We start from the raw sequence: 20,829 nt of genomic DNA, 5'->3' as shown, positions 1-20,829 counted from the left end.
GACGGCCGGCCGGCGCGGTGACGCCGGCCGGCCGTGGCGGTCCGGGCGCCGGGGCGATGGGGCCGGGCGCCCCGGCGTGGCGGCGGTGTTGGGGTGTCCCGCCGCCCCGACCCCCGGGTGTCACTCGACGACGAGGTCGACCTCGACGTTGCCGCGGGTGGCGTTCGAGTACGGGCAGACCTGGTGGGCGGTCTCGACCAGCTTGCGGCCGGTGGCGGTGTCCACGGAGTCGGGCAGCTCGATGCGCAGGGTGACCTTCAGCCCGAAGCCCTCGCCCTGCTTGCCTATGCCGACCTCGGCGGTGACCGCCGCGTCGCTGACGTCCACCTTCGCCTGGCGGCCGACGAGACCGAGGGCGCTGCCGAAGCACGCGGCGTAGCCGGCGGCGAAGAGCTGCTCCGGGTTGGTGCCCTCGCCGTTGCCGCCCAGCTCCACGGGCGGGGCCAGCTCGAGGTCGATCCTGCCGTCGGAGGAGACGGCACGTCCATCGCGGCCGTGGGTGGCGGTGGCGACAGCGGTGTAGAGCGCGTCCATGGAAGTCATCCCTCTCGATGTGGAGTGCGTCGCGGGGCCTTCCGTTCGGGGCCCCGTCGCGGATACAAGTAGAGCACACAATTAAGTTGTGCACAATCAAATGGCTCGCCGGGCTACCCTGGAGCCATGACCGCCTCGCCGACCCCGAAGACCGCCGCCGCGGACTGGCTCCGCCTGGACGGCCAGGTCTGCTTCGCCCTGCACGCGGCGTCCCGCGCCTTCAACGGCGTCTATCGCGTGATCCTCAAGGACCTCGGGCTCACCTACCCGCAGTACCTGGTGATGCTGGTGCTCTGGGAGCAGGGCGACCTGCCCGTCAAGCAGCTCGGTGAGCACCTGCGGCTCGACTCCGGCACGCTGTCCCCGCTGGTGAAGCGGCTGGAGGCGGCCGGTCTCGTACGGCGCGAGCGCAGCGCGCGGGACGAGCGGTCGGTGTGGGTGCGGCTCACCGAGGAGGGCGCGGGGCTGCGCGAGCGGGCCGAGGAGGTGCCACGGCGGATCGCGGCGGCGACCGGCTTCGACCCGGTGGAGATCGGCGACCTGCGGGAACGGCTCGACCGGCTCACCGCCGCCCTGGACGCGGCCGCATCGGCGCAAGCAGACGAAGCCCGCTAGTACGGCGGACGTAGAGCCGTACGGCCATCCCGTCCCGTACAGCCTGGGGGCCTTGGTCGAACTCCTGTGTCAGCACGGCGAGTTTGGCGCGTTCGACCGGGTTGCCCGGCACCCAGCGGCCGTCGAGCATCGCCCGGTCCGCGACGACCCACACCCGGTCCAGCCGGGCCAGCCCGCGGCGCAGCTCGAGGGGGCCGGCCTCCCGCCCGTACAGCGTCCCGGACTCGGCGGCGCCTTCCAGCAGAGCCACGTCCCGCACCCCCCGGAACGCCCCCGGGTAGGTGATCGCCGTGTTCCGCGTCTGCGTGGGCAGGAACAGGACCGGATCTCCCGGACCGAGCTTCCGCGCGGCGAGCCGGGAGACGGCGGCGAGGTCGTCGGGCCGGCGGTCGGGGCTGCGGTCGGCGCGCAGCAGCGGCAGCTGCTGGTGAAGGACCAGGCCGACGGCCAGCACGCCGGTCAGGGCGGCGACCACCCGGGAGCGCGCCGCGCGGGCGGAGCCGGGAGCCGGGGAGAGCGCGGATGCCCGGCGGCCACCCGGCCACCCGCGCCCCACCACGCCCGGCCACGCGCGCCCCACCACACCCGGGCGCAGGCGCACCGCCACACCCTGCCACGCGCGCCCCACCACACCCGTCAGCCGCTCCGCCCCGGCCGCGACCAGCAGCGGTGCCCCGCCCAGCGCGTACAGCACATACCGGTCGACGTACAGCGGCGAAAGCTGGGACACCAGCATCAGCGCCCCAGGCGGCACCACCATCAGGGGCAGGGCCAGCCCCGCACAGGTGACCTGCCCCCGCCGCCCGACCAGCCCCGCCAGGCCCAGCACCGCGAGCCCGAGACACACCCAGTACACGCCCGCCACCGGCCCCAGGAACGTCCGCAGCACCGCCTCCGCGGTGTCCGCCGTGGGCCTGCGCAGCCACGCGACCTGCGCCGACTGCGCCCGTGAGACGAGGATCATCGGCAGCAGCGCGAGGACGACCACGCCGGCCGCCCGCCCCCAGCCCCGCCACACCCGCGCCCCGGGCCGGGCGAGCGCCAGCGTCACCGCGTGGGCGAGCAGCAGCAGGACCGCGAACTCGTGCAGCCAGCAGGTGAATCCGAGGACGCCGCCATAGGTCCACCAGGAGCCCCCCTGCACGGCCCGTACGAACAGCAGCGTCGCGGCCGTGGCCCCCGCCGCGACCAGCGCGTAGGAGCGGCCTTCCTGGGCGTAGTGGCCGGCCATCGGCGTGACGGCGTACAGCAGCCCGGCCCACAGACCGGCACGCGCCCGGACCAGGCGGGCGCCCAGCGCGGCCACCAGTGCGGCGGTCACCGCCGCCGCGCACACGGACGGCAGCCGCAGGGCGACCTCGCCGGGGTGCACGGCGAGGACGGCGTGCATGAGCAGGTAGTACAGGCCGTGGACCGCGTCCACCTCGTGCAGCAGCCGCCAGATCTGGGGCACCGTGCGGCGTCCGACCTGGAAGGTGACGGCCTCGTCGCGCCATATCCCGCCCCGGTCGAGCCCCCACAGCCCGATCCCGAGCATCGCGAGCGCCGGTACGCCCACGGCGGCGGCGCGGCGGATCCGCCCCGGGAGGCTCCCCGGGGCGCGGCACGAGGCGCGGTCCGGCCTACGGCTCAGCGCACCATTCGGCGCCTGCGTCGTTGCACCGGTGGAAGCGGCGACCGCCGCCCCAGCCGCCCGGCGCGACTGCGTTCTCACAGGAAGCCCGACGTTCACCACGGCCCGATCTTTTGCGATTAGCCAACCTTTGCCGCGCTTTGACGGCGTATCGGCATGGATACACCATCCGCACGGCTTAGGCTCCCATGTGATGAACCGTCTCCGTGTCACCCCCGGCCCGGTCCTCGCCCTCACCGCCCTGTGGCCCGTCACCCGCGCCGTGATGCTCTGGCTCCTCCTGCACGACGACACCCCGCTGCTGGGCGGGGGTTCGGTGAGCCGCGAGGTGTCGCGGCTGTACTTCCACTGGTACGGCGTCCTCGCGCACGGCGGGTTTCCGGTACACGACGCGCTGTGGCAGTACCCGCCGGGCGCGGGCGCGGTGCTGCTGGCACCGGGCCTGGTCCCGGGACCGACCTACTTCCAGGCGTTCGTCGCGCTGACGCTGGCCGCGGACGCGCTGATCGCGGTGGCGCTGGTCCGCACGGGCACCCGGCCGGGCCGGAGCCTGCTCGGCGCCGCCCTGTGGACGGGCGGCCTGCCGCTGCTGTTGCACCTCCCGCTCGCCCGGTACGACGTGGAGGTGACCGCGCTGGCCGTCCTCTGCCTCCTGACGACGGCGCACTCACCGCGCACCGGCGGGGTGTTCGGCGCACTGGGCGCGCTGGTGAAGGTCTGGCCCGCGCTGGCGCTGCTGGGCACGCCCCCGGGCCGGCCGACCCGCACGGCGTGGGCATGGGCGGCGGCCGCCGGGACCGCCTCGCTCGCGTTGTTCGCCCTCTTCTTCACCGGCCCGCTGTCCTTCCTGCGCGAACAGGGCGGCCGCGGGGTGCAGATCGAGTCGCTCGGCGGCACGGCGCTCAACCTGGCGCGGCACGCCGGCTGGTCCGGCCGGCCCCGCTACCAGTACGGCGCGATCGAGCTGGTCGGCCCGTACGTGCACGCCGTCGCGAGCGCTTCCCTCGCCCTGACGGTGGCCGCCTTCGGGCTGCTGGTGCTGTGGCGGGTGCGGGCGCGGCACTGGAGCGAGGCCACGCCGTACGACGCGGCGCTGAGCGCGGTCCTGCTGTTCACGGTCACCAGCCGGGTCATCAGCCCGCAGTACATGATCTGGCTGCTGGGACTCGCCGCCGTGTGTCTGACCTCGCGATACACCAGCCAGCGGGCGGTGGCGGCGCTCGTCGTGGCGGCGTGTGCGCTGAGCACGGTGGCGTATCCGATGTCCTACCGCGAGGTGATCGACGGCAGCTGGACCGGCTGCCTGCTGATGCTGGCCCGCAACGCGCTGCTGACCGCCGCCGCGGTGCTGTCCCTGCTCCGGTTGTGGCGCGCCGCGCGGCCACCCGCCGGAGAGAACGCGCCGCCGAGGCAACCCCGGCCCGATTCCGACCGTCTTCCGGACCGAGCACTGAGTACCTCTTAACGGAGGATTCCCTCCCATTTCTACGCCGCCGGCCCGTGGACCTCATGCACCCAGACCCGCCTGAACCGACCGCCCCGCCTGCGCCGACCGTCCCGTCGGCGCCGGCCGTCCCGTCCGCACCGGCCGGCCCTGCGGCCCGGAGCCCCGCGGCACGGGTCGCCGTCGTCGTCATCGGGTACAACGACCGGGCCCGGGTGGGCGACGCGGTGCGTTCGGCGCTGGCGCAGGGCACCGCGGTCGCCGAGGTGATCGCCGTGGACGACTGCTCCACCGACGGCAGCGGCGAGCTGCTCGACCGGCTGGCCGCCGGCGAGCCCCGGCTGCGCGTGGTGCACCGGGAGGTGAACAGCGGCGGCTGCGGCAGCCCGCGCAACACCGGGATCGACGCGGTGACGGCACCGTACGTGATGTTCCTGGACAGCGACGACGTCCTGCCGCCGGGTGCGGTGGACACGCTGCTGGCGGCGGCGACCGGGGCGCACGCCGAGGTCGCGAGCGGACTGTGCGTGCGCCGGGAGCTGCCGTCGGGCAGCGAACGCCCCTGGCAGGCACCCCTCTACACGGCGCACGCCGTGCTCGCGCGCCCCTCCGAGCGCCCGCGCCTGGTCGACGACACGCTGTGCGTCAACAAGCTCTACCGCACGGGCTTTCTGCGCGAGCACCGGATCCGTTTCCCCGAAGGCCGCTTCCTCTACGAGGACTTCGTCTTCACCGCGCGTGTCCTGGCCGCCGGCCCGCGCATCGCGCTGGTACCCGACCCGGTGTACGTGTGGCACGTGCGCCGGTCGGCCGAGCGGCTGTCGCTCTCCCTGGACCGGGCGCGCATCGACAACTGGAAGGCCCGCCTACGGGCGTGCGCGCTGGCGCACGACATCCTGCTGGACGCCGGGCAGCAGGAGCTGGCGCGGGCGGCGCGGGCCAAGTTCCTCGACCACGAGGTCCGCATGTACGTGCGCGAACTGGGCTTGCGCGACGCGCACTACCAGCGTGCGTGGTGGACGCACACCCGCGAGTACCTCACGCGCTACGACCCCGCCGACTGGGCGCCGGCCCCCGGCGCACCCGGCCGCCTGCTCGCGCGGGTGGTCCTGGCCTCGCCCGAGCCCCGCGACCTGCCCCGGCTGCGGGAACTCGCGGCCCGCCCGGCACGCCTGCTCCCGCCCTACGCCCGCGCCGACGACGGCGAACCCGTGTGGTCGGCCGACCTCCCCGAGGTCTCCCTGGCCCCGCTGCTGACCTGCCCCGCCGGCCTGCTGCCGCTGGCGGTGGACGCGGAACTGCGCCCACGCGCACGGGCGGCGCTGCTTCGTCTGCGGCTGCACGAGCTGTACGGGCGGGTGGCCGCGGCGGGCCCGGCCGAGCTGGACGTGTACTGGCAGGCGCGGGAGGACGACCGTACGGCCGCCCGCACGACAACCACTCTCACGCCCTCCGGCACGGCCGGGTGGTCCGCGGAGGTGCCCGTCGGCCTGGCGGGGCTGGGCGCCGGCACCTGGGACCTGCGGCTGACCCTGCGATGGTCCGACGGCACGTGCCGGGACCTCACGGCGCACGCTCTGGCGGGCGCCGGCCGGCTGCGCCGGCACGCCGTCCCGAGCGCCCGGTACGGCGTGCTCCTGGTGCAGCCGTACGCGACGCACTCCGGCGCCCTGGCGCTGCGCGTGGCGACCGGCGTACGTGGAGCCCTCGCCGTGGCCCGCGGCCGGCTCCGCCGGCTGCTTCACTGAGGGACGCCGGCTGCTTTCGACCGGGACGCGAGGGACGACTGACGAGGAGACGGCCGCACATGACCTGGCTGATCACCGGCGGGGCCGGATACATCGGGGCACATGTCGTACGGGCGATGACCGAGGCCGGCGAGCGCACGATCGTCTACGACGATCTGTCCACGGGCCTGGCCGAGCGGGTACCGCCCCGGGTCCCGCTGGTGCGGGGCAGCATCCTGGACGCGGACCTGCTGGCCCGTACGCTCGCCGGTCACGAGATCACCGGGGTGGTCCACCTGGCGGCGAAGAAGCAGGTGGGCGAGTCGGTGGACCGCCCGCTGCACTACTACCGCGAGAACGTGGAAGGCCTGCGCGTGCTGCTGGAGGCGGTCACGGCGGCGAAGGTCCCGTCCTTCCTCTTCTCCTCCTCGGCCGCCGTCTACGGCATGCCGGACGTGGATCTGGTGACGGAGGAGACGGCCTGCCGGCCGCTGTCCCCCTACGGCGAGACGAAGCTGGCCGGTGAGTGGCTGGTCCGCGCCACCGGCCGGGCGACCGGGCTTGCCACCGCGTCCCTGCGCTACTTCAACGTGGCCGGCGCGGCCAGTCCCGAACTCGCCGACACCGGCGTGTTCAACCTGATCCCGATGGTCTTCGAGAAGCTGACGGAGGGCGCGTCGCCGCGCATCTTCGGCGACGACCATCCGACCCCGGACGGCACCTGCGTCCGCGACTACATCCATGTGGTGGACCTGGCCGCGGCCCATGTGGCGGTCGCCCGCGCGCTGGGCTCCGCCCCCGGCGCCGGCCTGACCCTGAACATCGGCCGCGGGGAAGGCGTCTCCGTGCGCGAGATGATCGACCGGGTCAACGCGGTCACCGGCTACGACCGCCCGCCCACCGTGACCCCGCGGCGCCCCGGCGACCCGGCACGCGTCGTCGCCTCCGCCGACCGCATCGCCACGGAGCTGGGCTGGCGGGCCGAGTACGACGTCCAGGACATGATCACGTCGGCCTGGGAGGGCTGGGTACGGCTCCACCCGCAGGCGGCCCGCTCGTAGCGGTCCGCTCATGGCGGCCTGCTCATGGCGGCCCGGTCGCGGCGGCCCGGTCGCGGCGGCCCGGTCGCGGCGGCCCGGATGCGGCGACCGCTCATGGCGTCCCGCCGGCAGCGGCCCGGTCGTGGCGGCACGCCGCGGCGGCGCGGTCGCCGGGGTTCGTCCCTGCGCGGCGCTTCACAGCGCCTTGAGCGCCCCCGCCGTGGCCCGCGCCAGCTTCTCCAGGTAGCCCTTCGGGAGTTTCGGGGAGCGGATCACCACCGAGCGCCAGTACAGCGGGCCGGAGATCAGATCCAGTGCCAGATCGGGGTCGAGGCCGGCGCGGACCTCCCCCCGCTCCTCCGCCGACGCGACGATCCTGCTGGCCACGCCCTCCTGGCCGTCCCTGAGAGCTTTCTGGAAGGCCTCGGCGATGTCGGGATTGCGGGCCGCCTCGGCCTGCAGATCGGGAATGATCTGCGAGGCGACCGGATGGCGCAGGGCCCGGGACGTGACCTCGTACAGCAGGCGCAGGTCGCCCTCCAGGGAGCCCGTGTCGGGGACCGGGAAGCCCAGCACCGCCATCGCCGAGACGACGTCCAGGACCAGGTGCAGCTTCGAACGCCAGCGCCGGTACACCGCCGTCTTCCCGACGCCGGCCCGGCGGGCGATCCCCTCGATGGACATGCGCGCGTAGCCGACGGCCGCCAGCTCCTCGAAGACGGCCGCGCGGATGGCCTCCGTCACGTCCTCACGGAGGACGGCGGCCCCGGCCGGAGCCCGGCGGCGACGCGTCGGCGGCTCGTCGGCGGACTCGTCGGCGTTCGTCGTCATGCCGGACAGCATAGGGCGTGACGACGGAACGGTTGCGTTCCGACGTTCCGGGCCCTACGCTCGCGTTGCGACGATACGGTCCCGTCCCGACGTAAGAGAACGTGAAGAGAAGCGTAAGGAAACGCCGGACGACGGGACGCGGACGCGGCGACCCCGGCGAGAGCCGGGCGCGGTACCCCCTCCCCGAGCGAAAGCAGCGGATGTGAGCCAGGTCCTCCACACACCGCCCCAGACCCGGGCCACGGCCGACGACGACCTCACGGCACTGGCGACCCGGCACGGCCTGACGGTCAGCGGCGCCCGCCCGACCCTGCCGGAGTACGTCCGCCGGCTGTGGGACCGGCGCCACTTCATCACCGCCTTCGCCACCGCCAAGCTGACCGCCCAGTACAGCCAGGCGAAGCTCGGCCAGGTCTGGCAGGTCATGACCCCGCTGCTGAACGCGGCGGTCTACTACTTCATCTTCGGCGTGCTGCTCAACACCAAGCACAATGTGCCGGACTACGTGCCCTTCCTGGTCACGGGCGTGTTCATCTGGACGTTCACGCAGAGCTCGATCATGGCCGGCACCCGGGCGATCTCCGGCAACCTCGGCCTGGTCCGCGCGCTGCACTTCCCGCGCGCCGCCCTGCCGATCTCCTTCGCGCTCCAGCAGCTGCAGCAGCTGCTGTTCTCCATGTGCGCGCTGGTCGTCATCCTGCTCTGCTTCGGCGTGCCCGTGGCCGCCTCCTGGCTGCTGGCGATCCCGGCGCTCGTGCTCCAGTTCACGTTCAACGCCGGCATCTCGATGATCATGGCGCGACTGGGCGCCAAGACCCCCGACATCGCCCAGCTGATGCCGTTCGTGCTGCGCACCTGGATGTACGTGTCCGGCGTGATGTGGAGCATCGACAAGATCACCGAGAAGGACGACCTGCCGCACATCGTCACCGTCCTGCTCCAGCTCAACCCGGCCGCCGTCTACATCGACCTGATGCGTTTCGCCCTGATCGACAGCTTCCACGCCGCGTCCCTGCCCCCGCACGTGTGGGCGGCGGCCACCGGCTGGGCCCTGATCGCCGGCGTCGGCGGCTTCGTCTACTTCTGGAAGGCTGAGGAGAGGTACGGCCGTGGCTGAGCACACCGAGAAGATCCCCACCGTCGTCGCCGACGGCGTCGACATCGTCTACCGGGTCAACGGCACCGGCGGGGGCCGCGGCTCGGCCACCGCCGCGCTGAACCGGATCCTGCGCCGCAAGCAGACCGAGAAGACCTCGGGCGTGCGCCGGGTGCACGCGGTGAAGAAGGTGTCGTTCGCCGCCTACAAGGGCGAGGCCATCGGACTCATCGGCACCAACGGCTCCGGCAAGTCGACCCTGCTCAAGGCGATCGCGGGGCTGCTCCCCGTGGAGAACGGGCACATCTACACCGACGGCCAGCCCTCCCTGCTGGGTGTCAACGCCGCGCTGATGAACGACCTGACGGGCGAGCGCAACGTCTTCCTCGGCGGGCTGGCGATGGGCATGTCCCGGGAGCAGGTCAAGGAGCGCTACCAGGACATCGTCGACTTCTCCGGGATCAACGAGAAGGGCGACTTCATCACGCTCCCGATGCGCACGTACTCCTCCGGCATGGCCGCCCGGCTGCGTTTCTCCATCGCCGCCGCCAAGGACCACGACGTCCTGCTGATCGACGAGGCCCTGGCCACCGGCGACCGCTCCTTCCAGAAGCGCTCCGAGGAAAGGATCCGCGAGCTGCGTCAGCACGCGGGCACGGTCTTCCTGGTCAGCCACAACAACAAGTCGATCCGCGACACCTGCGAGCGGGTCCTGTGGCTGGAGCGCGGCGAGCTGCGGATGGACGGGCCGACGGAGGAGGTCATGAAGGAGTACGAGGCCTTCACCGGCGACAAGAAGCCGGCGCCCGGGAAGCCGGGCGCCAAGAAGCCCGCCGCGCCGAAGGCGGAGGCGGGGGGCGCCGGGGACGCCGGGAAGCCCGTCACGCCGAAGGCTGAAGGGGGCGACGCCGCGAAGACGGATGCCGCGAAAGCGGACACGGCGCAACCGGACGCACCGAAAATGCCTCTTCCCTCCTGAGTCGGCTCTTACCTGGGCGCGGTTATCCCTTTTATCTGTTTAATGACGGTATGTTATGAAGGGAGCCCGGAGCCGACGAGCCGAAGGAGTTTCCCGCGATGCCTCAGCTCAGCGTGATCGTCTACGGGCCGAACACACAGGGGCATCTGACCGAACTGCTGGACTCCCTGGACGCCCACCCGCTGGCCGACGCCGAGGTGATCGTCGCCGCGGTCGGCGACTGGGCGCGGGAGACGGCCGGGAGCCACTCCCCGGAGACGATCGTGGTGCCGCTGCCGGACGGCACCGGCGACGCGGCGGCGCGGGCGGCGGGCGCCGCCCGCGCGTCCGGCCGCTGGCTGCACTTCGTGCACGCCAAGGACGGTCTGCCGGCCGGCGCACCTCGCCTGATCGTCGAGCGGACCGCCGAACTGGACGCCATGGACACCCCGGGTGCCCTGGCCGGCCCGGGTGCCCCGGACGCCCCGGGCGCTCCCGTCGATGTACTCCTCTTCGACCACGTCAGCACCACCTGGCAGACCACCGCCGCCCCCTCCGGCGACGGCCGCCTGCTCGCCGCCGTCGGCCGTGCGGGCCTCCCCCTGGACCGGTCCGCGAGCCTGTTGCGCACCGCTCCACTGCTCGGAAACCGCGCCCTGCGCGCCGCTTTCTGGCGAGCGCACGAGGAGGAGTTCACCACCGACGACGAGCCCTACGCCGCCTGTGCGGCCCTGCTCCGCGCCGGTCGCGTCGCCTGCCTGAACCAGGTCGCCCACGAGAAACGCGTGCTGCGCCCCGAGAGCCTGCCGCCGCTCGCCCCCGAGGACCGGCTCGCACTCATCGACCGCTACGAGTCCCTGCTCGCGCTCACCGAGGACCGCCGCGCCGCCCGCACGGTGCTCTACGACCTGATGGTGCGTGACCTGGTGCGCACCTTCGCCCGGGAGAACCTGCCCGATCCGGTCGCCCGCGAGTTCTTCCACCGCGCCTCCCTGGCGGCCGTCCGCTGGCGCCCCGAGGGACACCAGCGCCCGGCGGGCCTCGAGGGCGTCCGGCACTCCCTGCTGGAGGAGGGCGCGTACACCAGGTACCGCGCGTTCCAGGCCGCCAACCGCACCCGCCGCGCCGCCCGCAAGGCCCTGCGCTCCCGCAAGCGCCAGGTGAGCGTGAAGGTCCGCGACCACCAGTACCGCCGGGCCCTGAGCCGCCCTGTGGACCCCCACCTGGCCGTGTTCACCGCCTACTGGGACCGCGGCGTCGCCTGCAACCCGGCCGCGATCGCCGCCAAGCTCGCCGAACTCGCCCCGCACATCCGCCGGGTGTGGGTGGTGAGCAAGGAGAACGCGGCCCTGCTGCCGCCCGGCACGGACCACGTGATCCCTGGCACCCGCCGCTACTGGGAGACCCTGGCCGGCGCCAAGTACCTGACGAACAACGTCAACTTCCCGGGCGCGGTGGTCAAACGGCCCGACACGATCCACCTCCAGACCCACCACGGCACCCCGCTCAAGCGCATGGGGCTGGACCAGATGGACCACCCGGCCGCCGCCCAGGGGCTGGACTTCGCCGCACTGCTCGCCCGCATCGACAGGTGGGACTACAGCGTCAGCGCCAACAGCCACTCCACCCGCATGTGGGAGCGGGCCTACCCGGCCCGCTACACCTCCCTGGACCACGGCTATCCGCGCAACGACGTCTTCTACACGGCCACGGCCGCCGACGTCCGCGCCGCCCGCGCACGCCTCGGCATCGCGCCGGGCCGCACGGCCGTCCTCTACGCCCCCACCCACCGCGACTACGAGGCCGGCTTCACCCCCCGTCTCGACCTCGCCGCCCTCGCCGACCGCCTCGGCGAGAACACCGTCCTCCTCGTCCGCGCCCACTACTTCTACGGTGGCGCCGCCTCCCCGCTGACCGGCCTGCGCCGCTCCGGCCGGATCATCGACGTCTCCTCCTACGACCCCGTCGAGGAACTGTGCCTGGCCGCCGACGCGCTGGTCACGGACTACTCGTCGATCATGTTCGACTACGCCAACCTGGACCGGCCGATCGTCGTGTACGCCGACGACTGGGAGACCTACCGCACCACCCGGGGCGTCTACTTCGACCTGATGGCGGAACACCCCGGCAAGGTCGCCCACAGCCAGGAGGAACTGACGGAGATCTTCCTGACCGGCGCCTGGCGCGACGAGAGCGCGGCGAAGGCGCGGGCCGCGTTCCGGCGCCGGTTCTGCGAGTACGACGACGGCCGCGCCGCCGAGCGGGTCGTACGGCGGGTCTTCCTCGGCGAGCCCGAGGAGGCGCTGCCCCCGGTGCTCCCGCCGGAGGAACGCACCCCCGCCCCGACCCCCGAGGAGGCCACGGCATGAGCACGCCCGACGTCACCGTCACGGTCATCGTCTACAACGACGCCGCCCGTCTCCCCCGCGCGGTCGCCTCCCTGCGCGCGCAGACCCACGCCGCCATCGAGATCGTCATCAGCGACGACCACTCCACGGACGACACCCCAGCGGTGGCCCGCCGGCTCGCGGCGCAGGACCACCGCATCCGGTACCTGCGCCTGCCGGAGAACAGCGGCGGGTGCAGCGCCCCGCGCAACCGGGCCGTCGACATCGCCCGGGCGCCCTACCTGATGTTCCTCGACAGCGACGACGAACTCCCGCCCCGCGCCGTGGAGTCGCTGCTGGCCGCCCACCGCGAGCGCGAGGTGGACTTCACGATGGGCGCGGTCCGGCGGGTGCGGGTGGACAGCGGCCGCCGCTCCACCTGGATGCCGCACCTGGTGACCGAGCGCCGCACACTGCAGGGCATCGAGGCGGACCCGCGGCTGCTGTTCGAGCACCTGTCCACGAGCAAGATGTACGCGCGCTCCTTCCTGGACCGGCACCGGCTCCGCTTCCCCGAGGGCATCCACTACGAGGACCAGCTGTTCTCGGCGCAGGCGTACTGCCTGGCGCGGGCGTTCACGATCATCCCGGACCCGGTGTACGTCTGGTACATCGAGCCGTACGCGGCCGCGGACTCCGCCTCCATCTCCAACCAGCGGCACAAGATCTCCAACGTCCGCGACCGTGTCCACGTCCAGCGGCTGATCGACGACTTCCTCGTCACCAGCGGGCACACCGCGCTGCGGGAGGACAAGGACTACAAGTTCCTCAAGCACGACTTCCGGATGTACGCGGGCGACCTGCCCCACCGGGACGAGGAGTGGGTGCGCTCCTTCGCCGAGGTCGTGAACCCGTACCTGGACACCCTGGCGCCCGGTGCGTACGCGCGGCTGCCCCGCCCCGAGCGGGTGGTGCTGCAGCTGCTGCGGGACGGCCGCACGGCCGACGCCCGGCTGGCGGCCCGCGGCCTCGGACACGGGGTGGCGCCGCGCCAGGTCACCAGCGACGACTCCGGCGTCCCGTACTGGGGCGCGGGCGTGCCCGCATCCGAGCAGGCCCGGCGCGAACTGGACCTGACAGACCTGGAGTTGGAGACGCGCCCCTTTCCCGGCGCCCAGTTCCGCCACGAGATCACCGAGCTGACGCCGGGCGCCGGTGCCAGCCTCACCCTCGCCGTCCGCACCTACGACCCCGGACTCCGGCTGCCGGTCGGCCCTCAGCGGGCCGGTCTGCTGCTGGCCCCCGGCGGGCGCCGCATGACGGTTCCGTTCCGGCTGGACCCGGTCCGCCCCGGCGTCTTCGAAGGCACCGTCCGCCTGGACCTCGCCGCCGCCCCGCTCCCCCTGCATGGTTTCGAGGGCGTACGGCACCCGATGGTCCGCCTCCAGCAGCAGGGCCTGTCGCACTCGGGACTGCTGCTGGCCCCGCTGGACTTTCCGACCCGTACGGCCCGTGTCGACTACCACTCGGGTACCACCCCGCACGAGGTCACCGTCGAACCGGAGGGCCGCAACCCCGGGCGCCTGCAGATCCGCTGGCGCCCGGTGGGAGTGACGGCCCGGGTGGTCCGGCCCGTCGTCCGGAAGGTGGCCCGGCCGAAGATCCGCAGGGCGGCGAAGCTGATGGCGAGCGTGCTGCGCTAGGGCCCGTGCCCGCGTCTCAGGGCTCCACGCGGTACAGCCACTGCCCCCCGGGGCCGGAGGTCACCTTCCGCACCCCGGGACCGGCCAGACCGCCCGGTCCCACGACCCACCGCACCCCGTACTCCCGCAGGATCCCCCTGCGTTGCGCCGGCGGTGTTCCCGTGTCGAAGAACCGCGTCACCGCCGCCTCCCGCCGCGCGGCGTCCCGCAGGAACACGTCCGGGTATCCCGGAGCCACGGTGTACGGCCCGTACGCCGGGATCTGCCGGGCCGGCATCCGGCGTGCCATCACCACGTCCCCGTACCGCACCCCGGCCTTCATGATCCACTGGTAACCCGCCCATGGCGTCCGGTACTTCGCCGCGACCACCCCGGGCAGCGCATCCCGCCCGGTCACGTAGCCGAGCGTCCCCGCCTGTGTCCACGCGCCCACCGCCAGCGCGGCGCCCAGCACACACGCCCAGCCCGCCCGCACCGCCCGCCGTCCGGCCGACACGGTCTCGAGCGCGGCCGCCAGCTGGGCCGGGATCAGCGCGGCGGGCAGCGCCCGGCCCCAGGAGTAATGGCCGGTCAGCCCGCCCGCGGCGAACACCAGCACACCGAGCGCGAAGAACAGCACCAGGGGGTCCCTGTGGTTCCGCCGCCCGCGCAGCACCAGGGCCACGACACCGAGCAGCACCAGGCCGAACCGCCCGGCCAGGTGTGCGTACAGCGACCGGTGGATGGCCTCCAGGCCGGACCCGGCGGAGAACAGCGCGAAGAAGTCGTAGTACGGCCACAGCCACAGCACCACCAGCCCCAGGGCGAACCCGGCGCCGAGCCGCGGCAGCACCGCCCGGCCCGGACGCGCCGCGATCACCATGGCCGTCGCGCCCAGGGTCGCCACCACCCCGGTGAACTGGTGGCACAGCAGGATCAGCGCCCACAGCGCACCGAGCCCGAGCCACGCCCCCCAGCCGGCCGGCCCGCGCGCCGTGCCCGTCAGCCACGCCCAGAAGTGGAAGGCGAGCCCGAGCGCGAACACGCTCGGGTACGACACCGTCAGCGCCAGGGAGTTCAGGGAGACGAAGCCGCTCCAGTCGAACAGCAGCGGGCCCCAGAGGAGGACCAGGGCGAGGAGGGCCAGGGCGGGGGCCGCGCGGTGGGGGCTCAGTGTGCGGACGTAGCGCCATACTCCCGTGGTGAGGAGGCCGAGTGCGACGAGCGCGGCCATCCGCAGCACCACGAACACCGACAGACCGGTCAGCCGGGCCAGACAGCCGAGCACCAGCATCCACGGCGAGTAGTACGGGCTCGGTGTGTCGGCGTCGACCAGCGGATTGCCGGGATGCACCAGATCGTGCCGCAGCCGCTGCACGGTGGCCGCGTGCATGCCGAGGTCACCCGCCCACGGCAGCCGGACGACGACCAGGAGCAGCAGCACCAGGACGAGCGCGGCGGCGACCTGCGGCAGCGACCGGCCGACCCGCGCGCCACCGTGCGCGGGTGCCGGGCGGCTCACCGGCTCCAGATCAGAGGGCGGCGCGTGCATCAGACCGGGGCATCGCGGGGTGGCTGATCACTGTCACACCGCAGACCCTATCCGAATCGCCCCGAATAGCAGGAAACAGTAATTTTGCGGCAGGTTTTTCACCAAGATCCGGCAAGAACGAAGGCGCCCCGGGCCGCTGTTCGCGAACCCGGGGCGCCTGCGGTGCCGTACGGCTACGAGTGCGAGCGCAGCAGCGTCCGCATCGTGCGCATCGCCACCGACAGGTTGGCGAGGTCGAAGGAGTCCGAACCGCGGATCTCGTCCAGCGTGCTGCGCGCGCGGCCCAGGATCGCGGCGTTCTTCTGCTCCCACGCCTTGAAGCGCTGCTCGGGCGTCGAGGTGCCGTTGCCGGCCGCGAAGACGTCCGCCGTGAGCGCCGCGTGCGCCGCGTACAGGTCCTCACGGATGGAGGCGCGCGCCATGGACTGCCAGCGGTCGGCCCGGGGCAGCTCGATGATGCGGTCCATCAGCTGGGTGATGTCGAGCCGGTCGGCGAGGTCGTAGTAGATCTCGGCCACGTCCAGCGGCTCCCTGCCCATGCGGTCGGCCACCGAGACGATGTCCAGCGCCGGGAAGGCGGAGGAGAAGCCGGCCACCCGGGTGGCGACCTCGTCCGGGACACCGGCGGCGACCAGCTCGTCGTACACGTGCTGGTACCACTCCAGGTCCGCGCCCTTCAGCAGCTTCGGCAGCTGCTGCCAGACCTGCTCGACCCGCTCGGCGAAGAAATCGACCGTCTCGGCGAGCTGCAGCGGCTGCGGCCGGTTGTTGAGCAGCCAGCGGGTGCCGCGCTCGATCAGCCGGCGCGAGTGGAGCCGGATGCGGGTCTGGACATCGGCGTCGACCTTGTTGTCGAGGTCCTCGACCGCGTCCCACACCGGCGCCGAGCGGAAGATCGCGCGGGCCGCGGTCTGCGCGCGGACGATCTCCTCCAGCGAGGCACCGGTCTCCTCGCGCAGCCGGTGCAGATACGTCGTACCGCCCGTGTTGACCGTGTCGTTGACCAGCACGGTCGTGGTGATCTCACGGCGCAGCGGGTGGCTGTCGATGGCCTCGGCGAACCGCTCGCGCAGCGCCGACGGGAAGTAGGCGTACAGCAGACCGCGCAGGTACGGGTCGTCCGGCAGCGAGGTGTGCAGCAGCTCGTCGGCCACCGTGATCTTCGTGTACGCCAGGACGACGGCCGTCTCCGGGCCCGTCAGCCCCTGGCCCTGGGCGAGCCGCTCGCGAATCTGGCGGTCGGTCGGCAGGAACTCCAGCGCCCGGTCCAGGTGGCCCTCGCGCACCAGGTGGCGGATGAACCGCTGCTGGGCGTGGACCATGTCGTTGGCCTGCAGCAGCGCGTTGGCGATCGCCGTGTTCTGCGCGTAGTTGTTGCGCAGGACCAGGTCGCCGACCTCGTCGGTCATCTCGGCGAGCAGCTTGTTGCGCTGCTTGACCGTCATGTCGCCCTCGGTGACCAGACCGTTCAGCAGGATCTTGATGTTCACCTCGTGGTCGGAGGTGTCCACACCGGCGCTGTTGTCGATCGCGTCGGTGTTGATCTTCCCGCCCTGTGAGGCGAACTCGATGCGGCCGAGCTGGGTCAGGCCCAGGTTGCCGCCCTCGCCGACGACCTTGACGCGCAGGTCGGCGCCGTCGACCCGGATGGCGTCGTTGGCCTTGTCGCCGACGTCCGCGTTCGACTCCGCCGACGACTTCACGTACGTGCCGATGCCGCCGTTCCACAGGAGGTCCACCGGCGCCTGGAGGATGGCCTTCATCAGGTCGGCCGGGGTCATCTTGGCGACCTTGCCCTCGATGCCGAGGGCCTCCCGGATGTGGCTGTTGAGCGTGATCGCCTTGGCGCTGCGCGGGAAGATCCCGCCGCCCGCCGACAGCAGCTCGGTGTCGTAGTCGGCCCAGCTGGAGCGGGGCAGCTCGAACAGGCGGCGGCGCTCGGCGTAGGAGGTGGCCGCGTCCGGGGTGGGGTCGATGAAGATGTGCCGGTGGTCGAAGGCGGCGACCAGGCGGATCTGCTCGGAGAGCAGCATGCCGTTGCCGAACACGTCACCGGACATGTCGCCGATGCCGACGACCGTGAACTCCTGGCTCTGCGTGTCCACGCCCAGCTCGCGGAAGTGCCGCTTCACGGACTCCCAGGCGCCGCGCGCGGTGATGCCCATGCCCTTGTGGTCGTAACCGGCCGAGCCGCCGGAGGCGAAGGCGTCGCCGAGCCAGAAGTTGTACTGCTCGGCGACCCCGTTGGCGATGTCCGAGAACGTCGCCGTGCCCTTGTCGGCCGCGACCACCAGATAGGTGTCGTCACCGTCGTGCCGGACCACGTCCTGCGGCGGCACGACCTCACCGGCCACCATGTTGTCGGTGATGTCGAGCAGCGCCGAGATGAAGGTCTTGTAGCTGGCGATGCCCTCGGCCAGCCAGGCGTCACGGTCCGCGCTCGGGTCCGGCAGCTGCTTGGCGACGAAGCCGCCCTTGGCGCCGACCGGCACGATGACCGTGTTCTTCACCATCTGCGCCTTGACCAGGCCCAGGATCTCCGTGCGGAAGTCCTCACGCCGGTCGGACCAGCGCAGGCCGCCTCGGGCGACCTTGCCGAAGCGCAGGTGCACGCCCTCGACCCGCGGCGAGTACACCCAGATCTCGTACGCCGGGCGCGGCGCGGGCAGGTCCGGGATGGCCTGCGGGTCGAACTTCATGGAGACGTAGTCGTGCGGCGTGCCGCCGAGCGCCTCCTGGAAGAAGTTCGTCCGCAGCGTCGCCTTGATGACGGTCAGGAAGGACCGCAGGATCCGGTCCTCGTCCAGGCTCGCCACCTGGTCCAGGGCCGCGTCCAGCTCCTCCAGCAGCGCGTCGGTGATCTCCAGCCCGGCCTTCTGCCGGTCCGGGGACATCCGCGCCTCGAAGAGGGAGACGAGGAGCCGGGTGGTGTGGACGTTGTTGCGGAGGGTGTCCTCCATGTAGTCCTGCGAGAAGGTCGAGCCGGCCTGCCGCAGGTACTTGGCGTAGGCCCGCAGCACCATCGCCTGCCGCCAGGACAGCCCGGCGCTGAGCACCAGGGCGTTGAAGCCGTCGTTCTCCGCCTTGCCGGTCCAGGTCGCGGCGAACGCCTCCTGGAACCGCTCACGGCCGTCCTCGCCCAGGTAGTCGCCGTTGCCGCCGCCCAGCGACTTCGGCATGCGCAGACCGAAGTCGTAGATCCAGGCCGTGGTGCGGTCCGCGCAGCGCAGCTCGTACGGCCGCTCGTCGGTGACCTCGACGCCCAGACGGCTGAGCACCGGCAGCACCTTGGAGAGGGAGACGGTGCCCCCCTTCTGGTAGATCTTGAAGCGGCGCTCCTCGGGCGCGGCACCCACCGGCTCGTACAGGCTGAGCGAGAAGGTCTTCTCCTCGCCGAGCTGCTCCAGGTGGACGAGGTCGGCGACCGCGGCGCGCGGGGAGTGGTCGGCCTTGTACCCCTCGGGGAAGGAGTGGTTGTAGCGGCGCAGCACCTCGGCCGCGTACTCCTCGCCGCACTCGGCGGTCAGCGCCTCCGCGAACGCGTCCGCCCAGGAGCGGGCCGCCTCCACCAGGCGGACCTCGATGCGCTCCTTGTCGGCGTCCGACAGCTCGGGCAGCTCGGTGCCCGCCGGGACGCGGACGACGAAGTGCAGCCGGGACAGGATCGACTCGGTGTTCCAGGCGGTGAAGTCGACGCTGATGCCGCCGAGTTCCTCCTTCAGGATGTCGATGATCCGCAGCCGCACACCGGTGGTGTACCGGTCGCGCGGGAGGTAGACGAGGGCCGAGTAGTAGCGGCCGTACTCGTCCTGGCGCAGGTACAGCCGCAGCCGGCGGCGCTCCTGCAGGTAGAGCACGCTCGTCACGATGGACTGCAGCTCGGCGGCCGGGGTCTGGAACAGCTCGTCGCGCGGGTAGGTCTCCATGATCTGGAGCAGGTCGCGGCCGTCGTGGCTGTTGGGGGAGAACCCGGCGCGCTGCAGGACCTCGTCGACCTTGCGGCGGATCACCGGGACGCGGCGGACCGACTCGGTGTAGGCGGCCGAGGAGAACAGGCCTAGGAAGCGGCGCTCGCCGACGACGTTGCCGTCCGCGTCGAACTTCTTGACGCCGATGTAGTCCAGGTACGACGGCCGGTGCACGGTGGCCCGGCTGTTGGCCTTGGTCAGCACGAGCAGCTTGTGCTCGCGGGCCTTGGCGCGGGCGTCGGCGGGGAGACGCTCGAAGGAGGGGCTGACCGGGTGCTGGTCGTCCTCGGCGTGCTGCGGGTCCGAGCGCAGTATGCCGAGACCGGTGCCGGGCACGGCGGCGAGCGTGTCGTCGTCGCGCAGCTGGTACTCGCGGAAACCGAGGAAGGTGAAGTGGTCGGAGGACAGCCAGCGCAGCAGCTCGCGGGCCTCCGCGACCTCCGGCGCGGGCATGTCGCCGGGGACGGGCTCGCTCTCCAGGCCGTCGGCGATCCGGGTCGCCGCCTCCCGCATCTTCTCCCAGTCCTCGACGGCCTCACGCACGTCGGACAGGACGCGCAGCAGATCGAGGGAGATCTGCTTCAGGTCGGCGCGGTCGGTCTCACGGTCGATCTCGACGTGGATCCAGGACTCGATGTGCGCGTCGTGCGGCAGGTCGCCGGTCGGTGCGGTCCGCAGGATCTCGAGCAGCTTGCCGGTGACATCGCGCCGGACCACGACCTGCGGGTGGATGACGACGTGGATGCCGCGCCCCTGCCGGGTCAGCTCATTGGTGACCGAGTCGACGAGGAAGGGCATGTCGTCGGTGACGACCTCCACGACGGTGTGGCTGCAGGTCCACCCGTTCTCCTCCACGGTGGGGGTGTGCACCCGGACGTTCGCGGTGCCCTGCGGGCGGCTCTCGGCGAGACGGTAGTGCGAGACCGCGGCGCCGAAGACGTCGACCGGGTCGCGGTCGGCAAGGTCTTCCGGGGCGGTGTGCAGGTAGTAGCGCTGGAGGAACGTGAGCACGGATTCGCTGTCCGGGGTGCCGGGAGTGCCCTCGCTCGTCGTCCCGGTCGGTAGGTGCCCCCCGACCGGGCTGTTCTCAGCTACCCGGGCGGCCCGTTCGAGCAGCTCGGCCTTTGCTTCGTCCAGCTTGGTCTGCATTGTCCTCTGGCTCCTGTCGCGCGCCGTTGCGTGACGTAGAAGGAAGTACGGTCCCTCCCCCTCCGGCATGACGCCACGGCCCGGGGTGTCCGGTCCCTTCAGACGCTATGCCGCGAGGGGAGATGAGCGGGGGGAATTCGGCCATTCTCGACACGTCCGACGGGTGTGACGCTGCTCTCGGCGGCGCCGTGTCCCGGGGTGTCCTCGGCGTCCTGGAGGCGTCGGCGCCCCCGTCCCGCCCGCGAAGACCAGCGACCGCCGCCCGGTCACGGA

General features: G+C 72.5%; 13 protein-coding genes. 8 read left to right on the top strand and 5 right to left on the bottom strand.

What is annotated here, in order from left to right; all coding sequences use genetic code 11:
* Positions 1-120: 120 nt before the first annotated feature.
* A complete protein-coding gene (locus ACGFT2_RS11935) occupies positions 121-534 on the bottom strand; it encodes an organic hydroperoxide resistance protein (protein WP_393277662.1) in 414 nt (137 codons plus the stop codon).
* Between the two features lie 126 nt (positions 535-660).
* Here ACGFT2_RS11935 and ACGFT2_RS11930 point away from each other — a divergent pair, with 126 nt between their 5' ends.
* Positions 661-1,149 carry a MarR family winged helix-turn-helix transcriptional regulator gene (locus ACGFT2_RS11930; protein WP_393276439.1) on the top strand — a complete coding sequence of 163 codons (489 nt, stop codon included), beginning with the start codon at positions 661-663 and terminating at the stop codon, positions 1,147-1,149.
* Here the strand turns inward: ACGFT2_RS11930 and ACGFT2_RS11925 are convergent.
* Positions 1,097-2,707, bottom strand: coding sequence for a glycosyltransferase family 39 protein (locus tag ACGFT2_RS11925; RefSeq protein ID WP_393276436.1), 1,611 nt, complete (start codon positions 2,705-2,707; stop codon positions 1,097-1,099). The genes ACGFT2_RS11930 and ACGFT2_RS11925 overlap by 53 nt on opposite strands.
* 268 nt (positions 2,708-2,975) lie before the next feature.
* On the opposite strand from ACGFT2_RS11925, the gene ACGFT2_RS11920 reads away from it, so the two are divergent.
* From ACGFT2_RS11920 to galE, 3 genes are read left to right on the top strand one after another with little or no spacing between them, the layout of a single operon-like run.
* A complete protein-coding gene (locus ACGFT2_RS11920) occupies positions 2,976-4,247 on the top strand; it encodes a glycosyltransferase 87 family protein (protein WP_393276433.1) in 1,272 nt (423 codons plus the stop codon).
* A 44-nt stretch (positions 4,248-4,291) separates the two neighbouring features.
* Positions 4,292-5,974, top strand: a complete 1,683-nt coding sequence (locus ACGFT2_RS11915; RefSeq protein WP_393276430.1) for a glycosyltransferase family 2 protein — start codon at positions 4,292-4,294, stop codon at positions 5,972-5,974.
* Positions 5,975-6,033: 59 nt separating this feature from the next.
* The gene (galE, locus tag ACGFT2_RS11910; protein ID WP_393276427.1) at positions 6,034-7,014 is read left to right on the top strand and encodes a UDP-glucose 4-epimerase GalE; all 981 of its coding nucleotides are present in this window, start codon (positions 6,034-6,036) and stop codon (positions 7,012-7,014) included.
* A 174-nt stretch (positions 7,015-7,188) separates the two neighbouring features.
* Here galE and ACGFT2_RS11905 read toward each other — a convergent pair whose 3' ends face one another.
* Positions 7,189-7,824 (bottom strand): TetR/AcrR family transcriptional regulator, encoded by a 636-nt coding sequence (locus ACGFT2_RS11905; protein WP_393276424.1) that lies wholly within the window; start codon positions 7,822-7,824, stop codon positions 7,189-7,191.
* Between the two features lie 202 nt (positions 7,825-8,026).
* On the opposite strand from ACGFT2_RS11905, the gene ACGFT2_RS11900 reads away from it, so the two are divergent.
* The 4 genes from ACGFT2_RS11900 (at position 8,027) to ACGFT2_RS11885 (ending at position 13,908) form a co-directional block, all read left to right on the top strand.
* Complete coding sequence (locus tag ACGFT2_RS11900; RefSeq protein ID WP_393276421.1) at positions 8,027-8,941, top strand: ABC transporter permease; 915 nt, start codon at positions 8,027-8,029, stop codon at positions 8,939-8,941.
* Positions 8,934-9,899 (top strand): ABC transporter ATP-binding protein, encoded by a 966-nt coding sequence (locus ACGFT2_RS11895; RefSeq protein ID WP_393276418.1) that lies wholly within the window; start codon positions 8,934-8,936, stop codon positions 9,897-9,899. Before ACGFT2_RS11900 ends, ACGFT2_RS11895 begins: the two co-directional genes overlap by 8 nt.
* A 98-nt stretch (positions 9,900-9,997) precedes the next feature.
* Complete coding sequence (locus ACGFT2_RS11890; protein WP_393276415.1) at positions 9,998-12,247, top strand: CDP-glycerol glycerophosphotransferase family protein; 2,250 nt, start codon at positions 9,998-10,000, stop codon at positions 12,245-12,247.
* Entirely contained in the window at positions 12,244-13,908 is a 1,665-nt protein-coding gene (locus ACGFT2_RS11885) for a glycosyltransferase family 2 protein (protein WP_393276412.1), read from the top strand. The genes ACGFT2_RS11890 and ACGFT2_RS11885 overlap by 4 nt, the downstream gene beginning before the upstream one ends.
* A gap of 16 nt (positions 13,909-13,924) precedes the next feature.
* Here the strand turns inward: ACGFT2_RS11885 and ACGFT2_RS11880 are convergent, their stop codons facing one another.
* Together ACGFT2_RS11880 and ACGFT2_RS11875 are read right to left on the bottom strand one after the other, a co-directional pair.
* Positions 13,925-15,439 carry a hypothetical protein gene (locus tag ACGFT2_RS11880; RefSeq protein ID WP_393276409.1) on the bottom strand — a complete coding sequence of 505 codons (1,515 nt, stop codon included), beginning with the start codon at positions 15,437-15,439 and terminating at the stop codon, positions 13,925-13,927.
* Positions 15,440-15,612: 173 nt separating this feature from the next.
* Entirely contained in the window at positions 15,613-20,556 is a 4,944-nt protein-coding gene (locus tag ACGFT2_RS11875) for an NAD-glutamate dehydrogenase (RefSeq protein WP_393276406.1), read from the bottom strand.
* Positions 20,557-20,829 lie beyond the last annotated feature (273 nt).

Source organism: Streptomyces sp. NPDC048514 (assembly GCF_043199955.1).
Lineage (GTDB): Bacteria > Actinomycetota > Actinomycetes > Streptomycetales > Streptomycetaceae > Streptomyces.
Note: the sequence above shows the minus strand (reverse complement) of the source record. Positions and strands in the feature narration are given on the sequence as shown.

Bases quoted from the DNA above. Each gene is read 5' to 3' on its own strand.
- ACGFT2_RS11935 (WP_393277662.1), bottom strand. From the start codon at position 534: ATGGACGCGCTCTACACCGCTGTCGCCACCGCCACCCACGGCCGCGAT.
- ACGFT2_RS11915 (WP_393276430.1), top strand. From the start codon at position 4,292: ATGCACCCAGACCCGCCTGAACCGACCGCCCCGCCTGCGCCGACCGTC.
- ACGFT2_RS11930 (WP_393276439.1), top strand. From the start codon at position 661: ATGACCGCCTCGCCGACCCCGAAGACCGCCGCCGCGGACTGGCTCCGC.
- ACGFT2_RS11875 (WP_393276406.1), bottom strand. From the start codon at position 20,556: ATGCAGACCAAGCTGGACGAAGCAAAGGCCGAGCTGCTCGAACGGGCC.
- ACGFT2_RS11905 (WP_393276424.1), bottom strand. From the start codon at position 7,824: ATGACGACGAACGCCGACGAGTCCGCCGACGAGCCGCCGACGCGTCGC.
- ACGFT2_RS11885 (WP_393276412.1), top strand. From the start codon at position 12,244: ATGAGCACGCCCGACGTCACCGTCACGGTCATCGTCTACAACGACGCC.
- galE (WP_393276427.1), top strand. From the start codon at position 6,034: ATGACCTGGCTGATCACCGGCGGGGCCGGATACATCGGGGCACATGTC.
- ACGFT2_RS11880 (WP_393276409.1), bottom strand. From the start codon at position 15,439: ATGCACGCGCCGCCCTCTGATCTGGAGCCGGTGAGCCGCCCGGCACCC.
- ACGFT2_RS11920 (WP_393276433.1), top strand. From the start codon at position 2,976: ATGAACCGTCTCCGTGTCACCCCCGGCCCGGTCCTCGCCCTCACCGCC.
- ACGFT2_RS11890 (WP_393276415.1), top strand. From the start codon at position 9,998: ATGCCTCAGCTCAGCGTGATCGTCTACGGGCCGAACACACAGGGGCAT.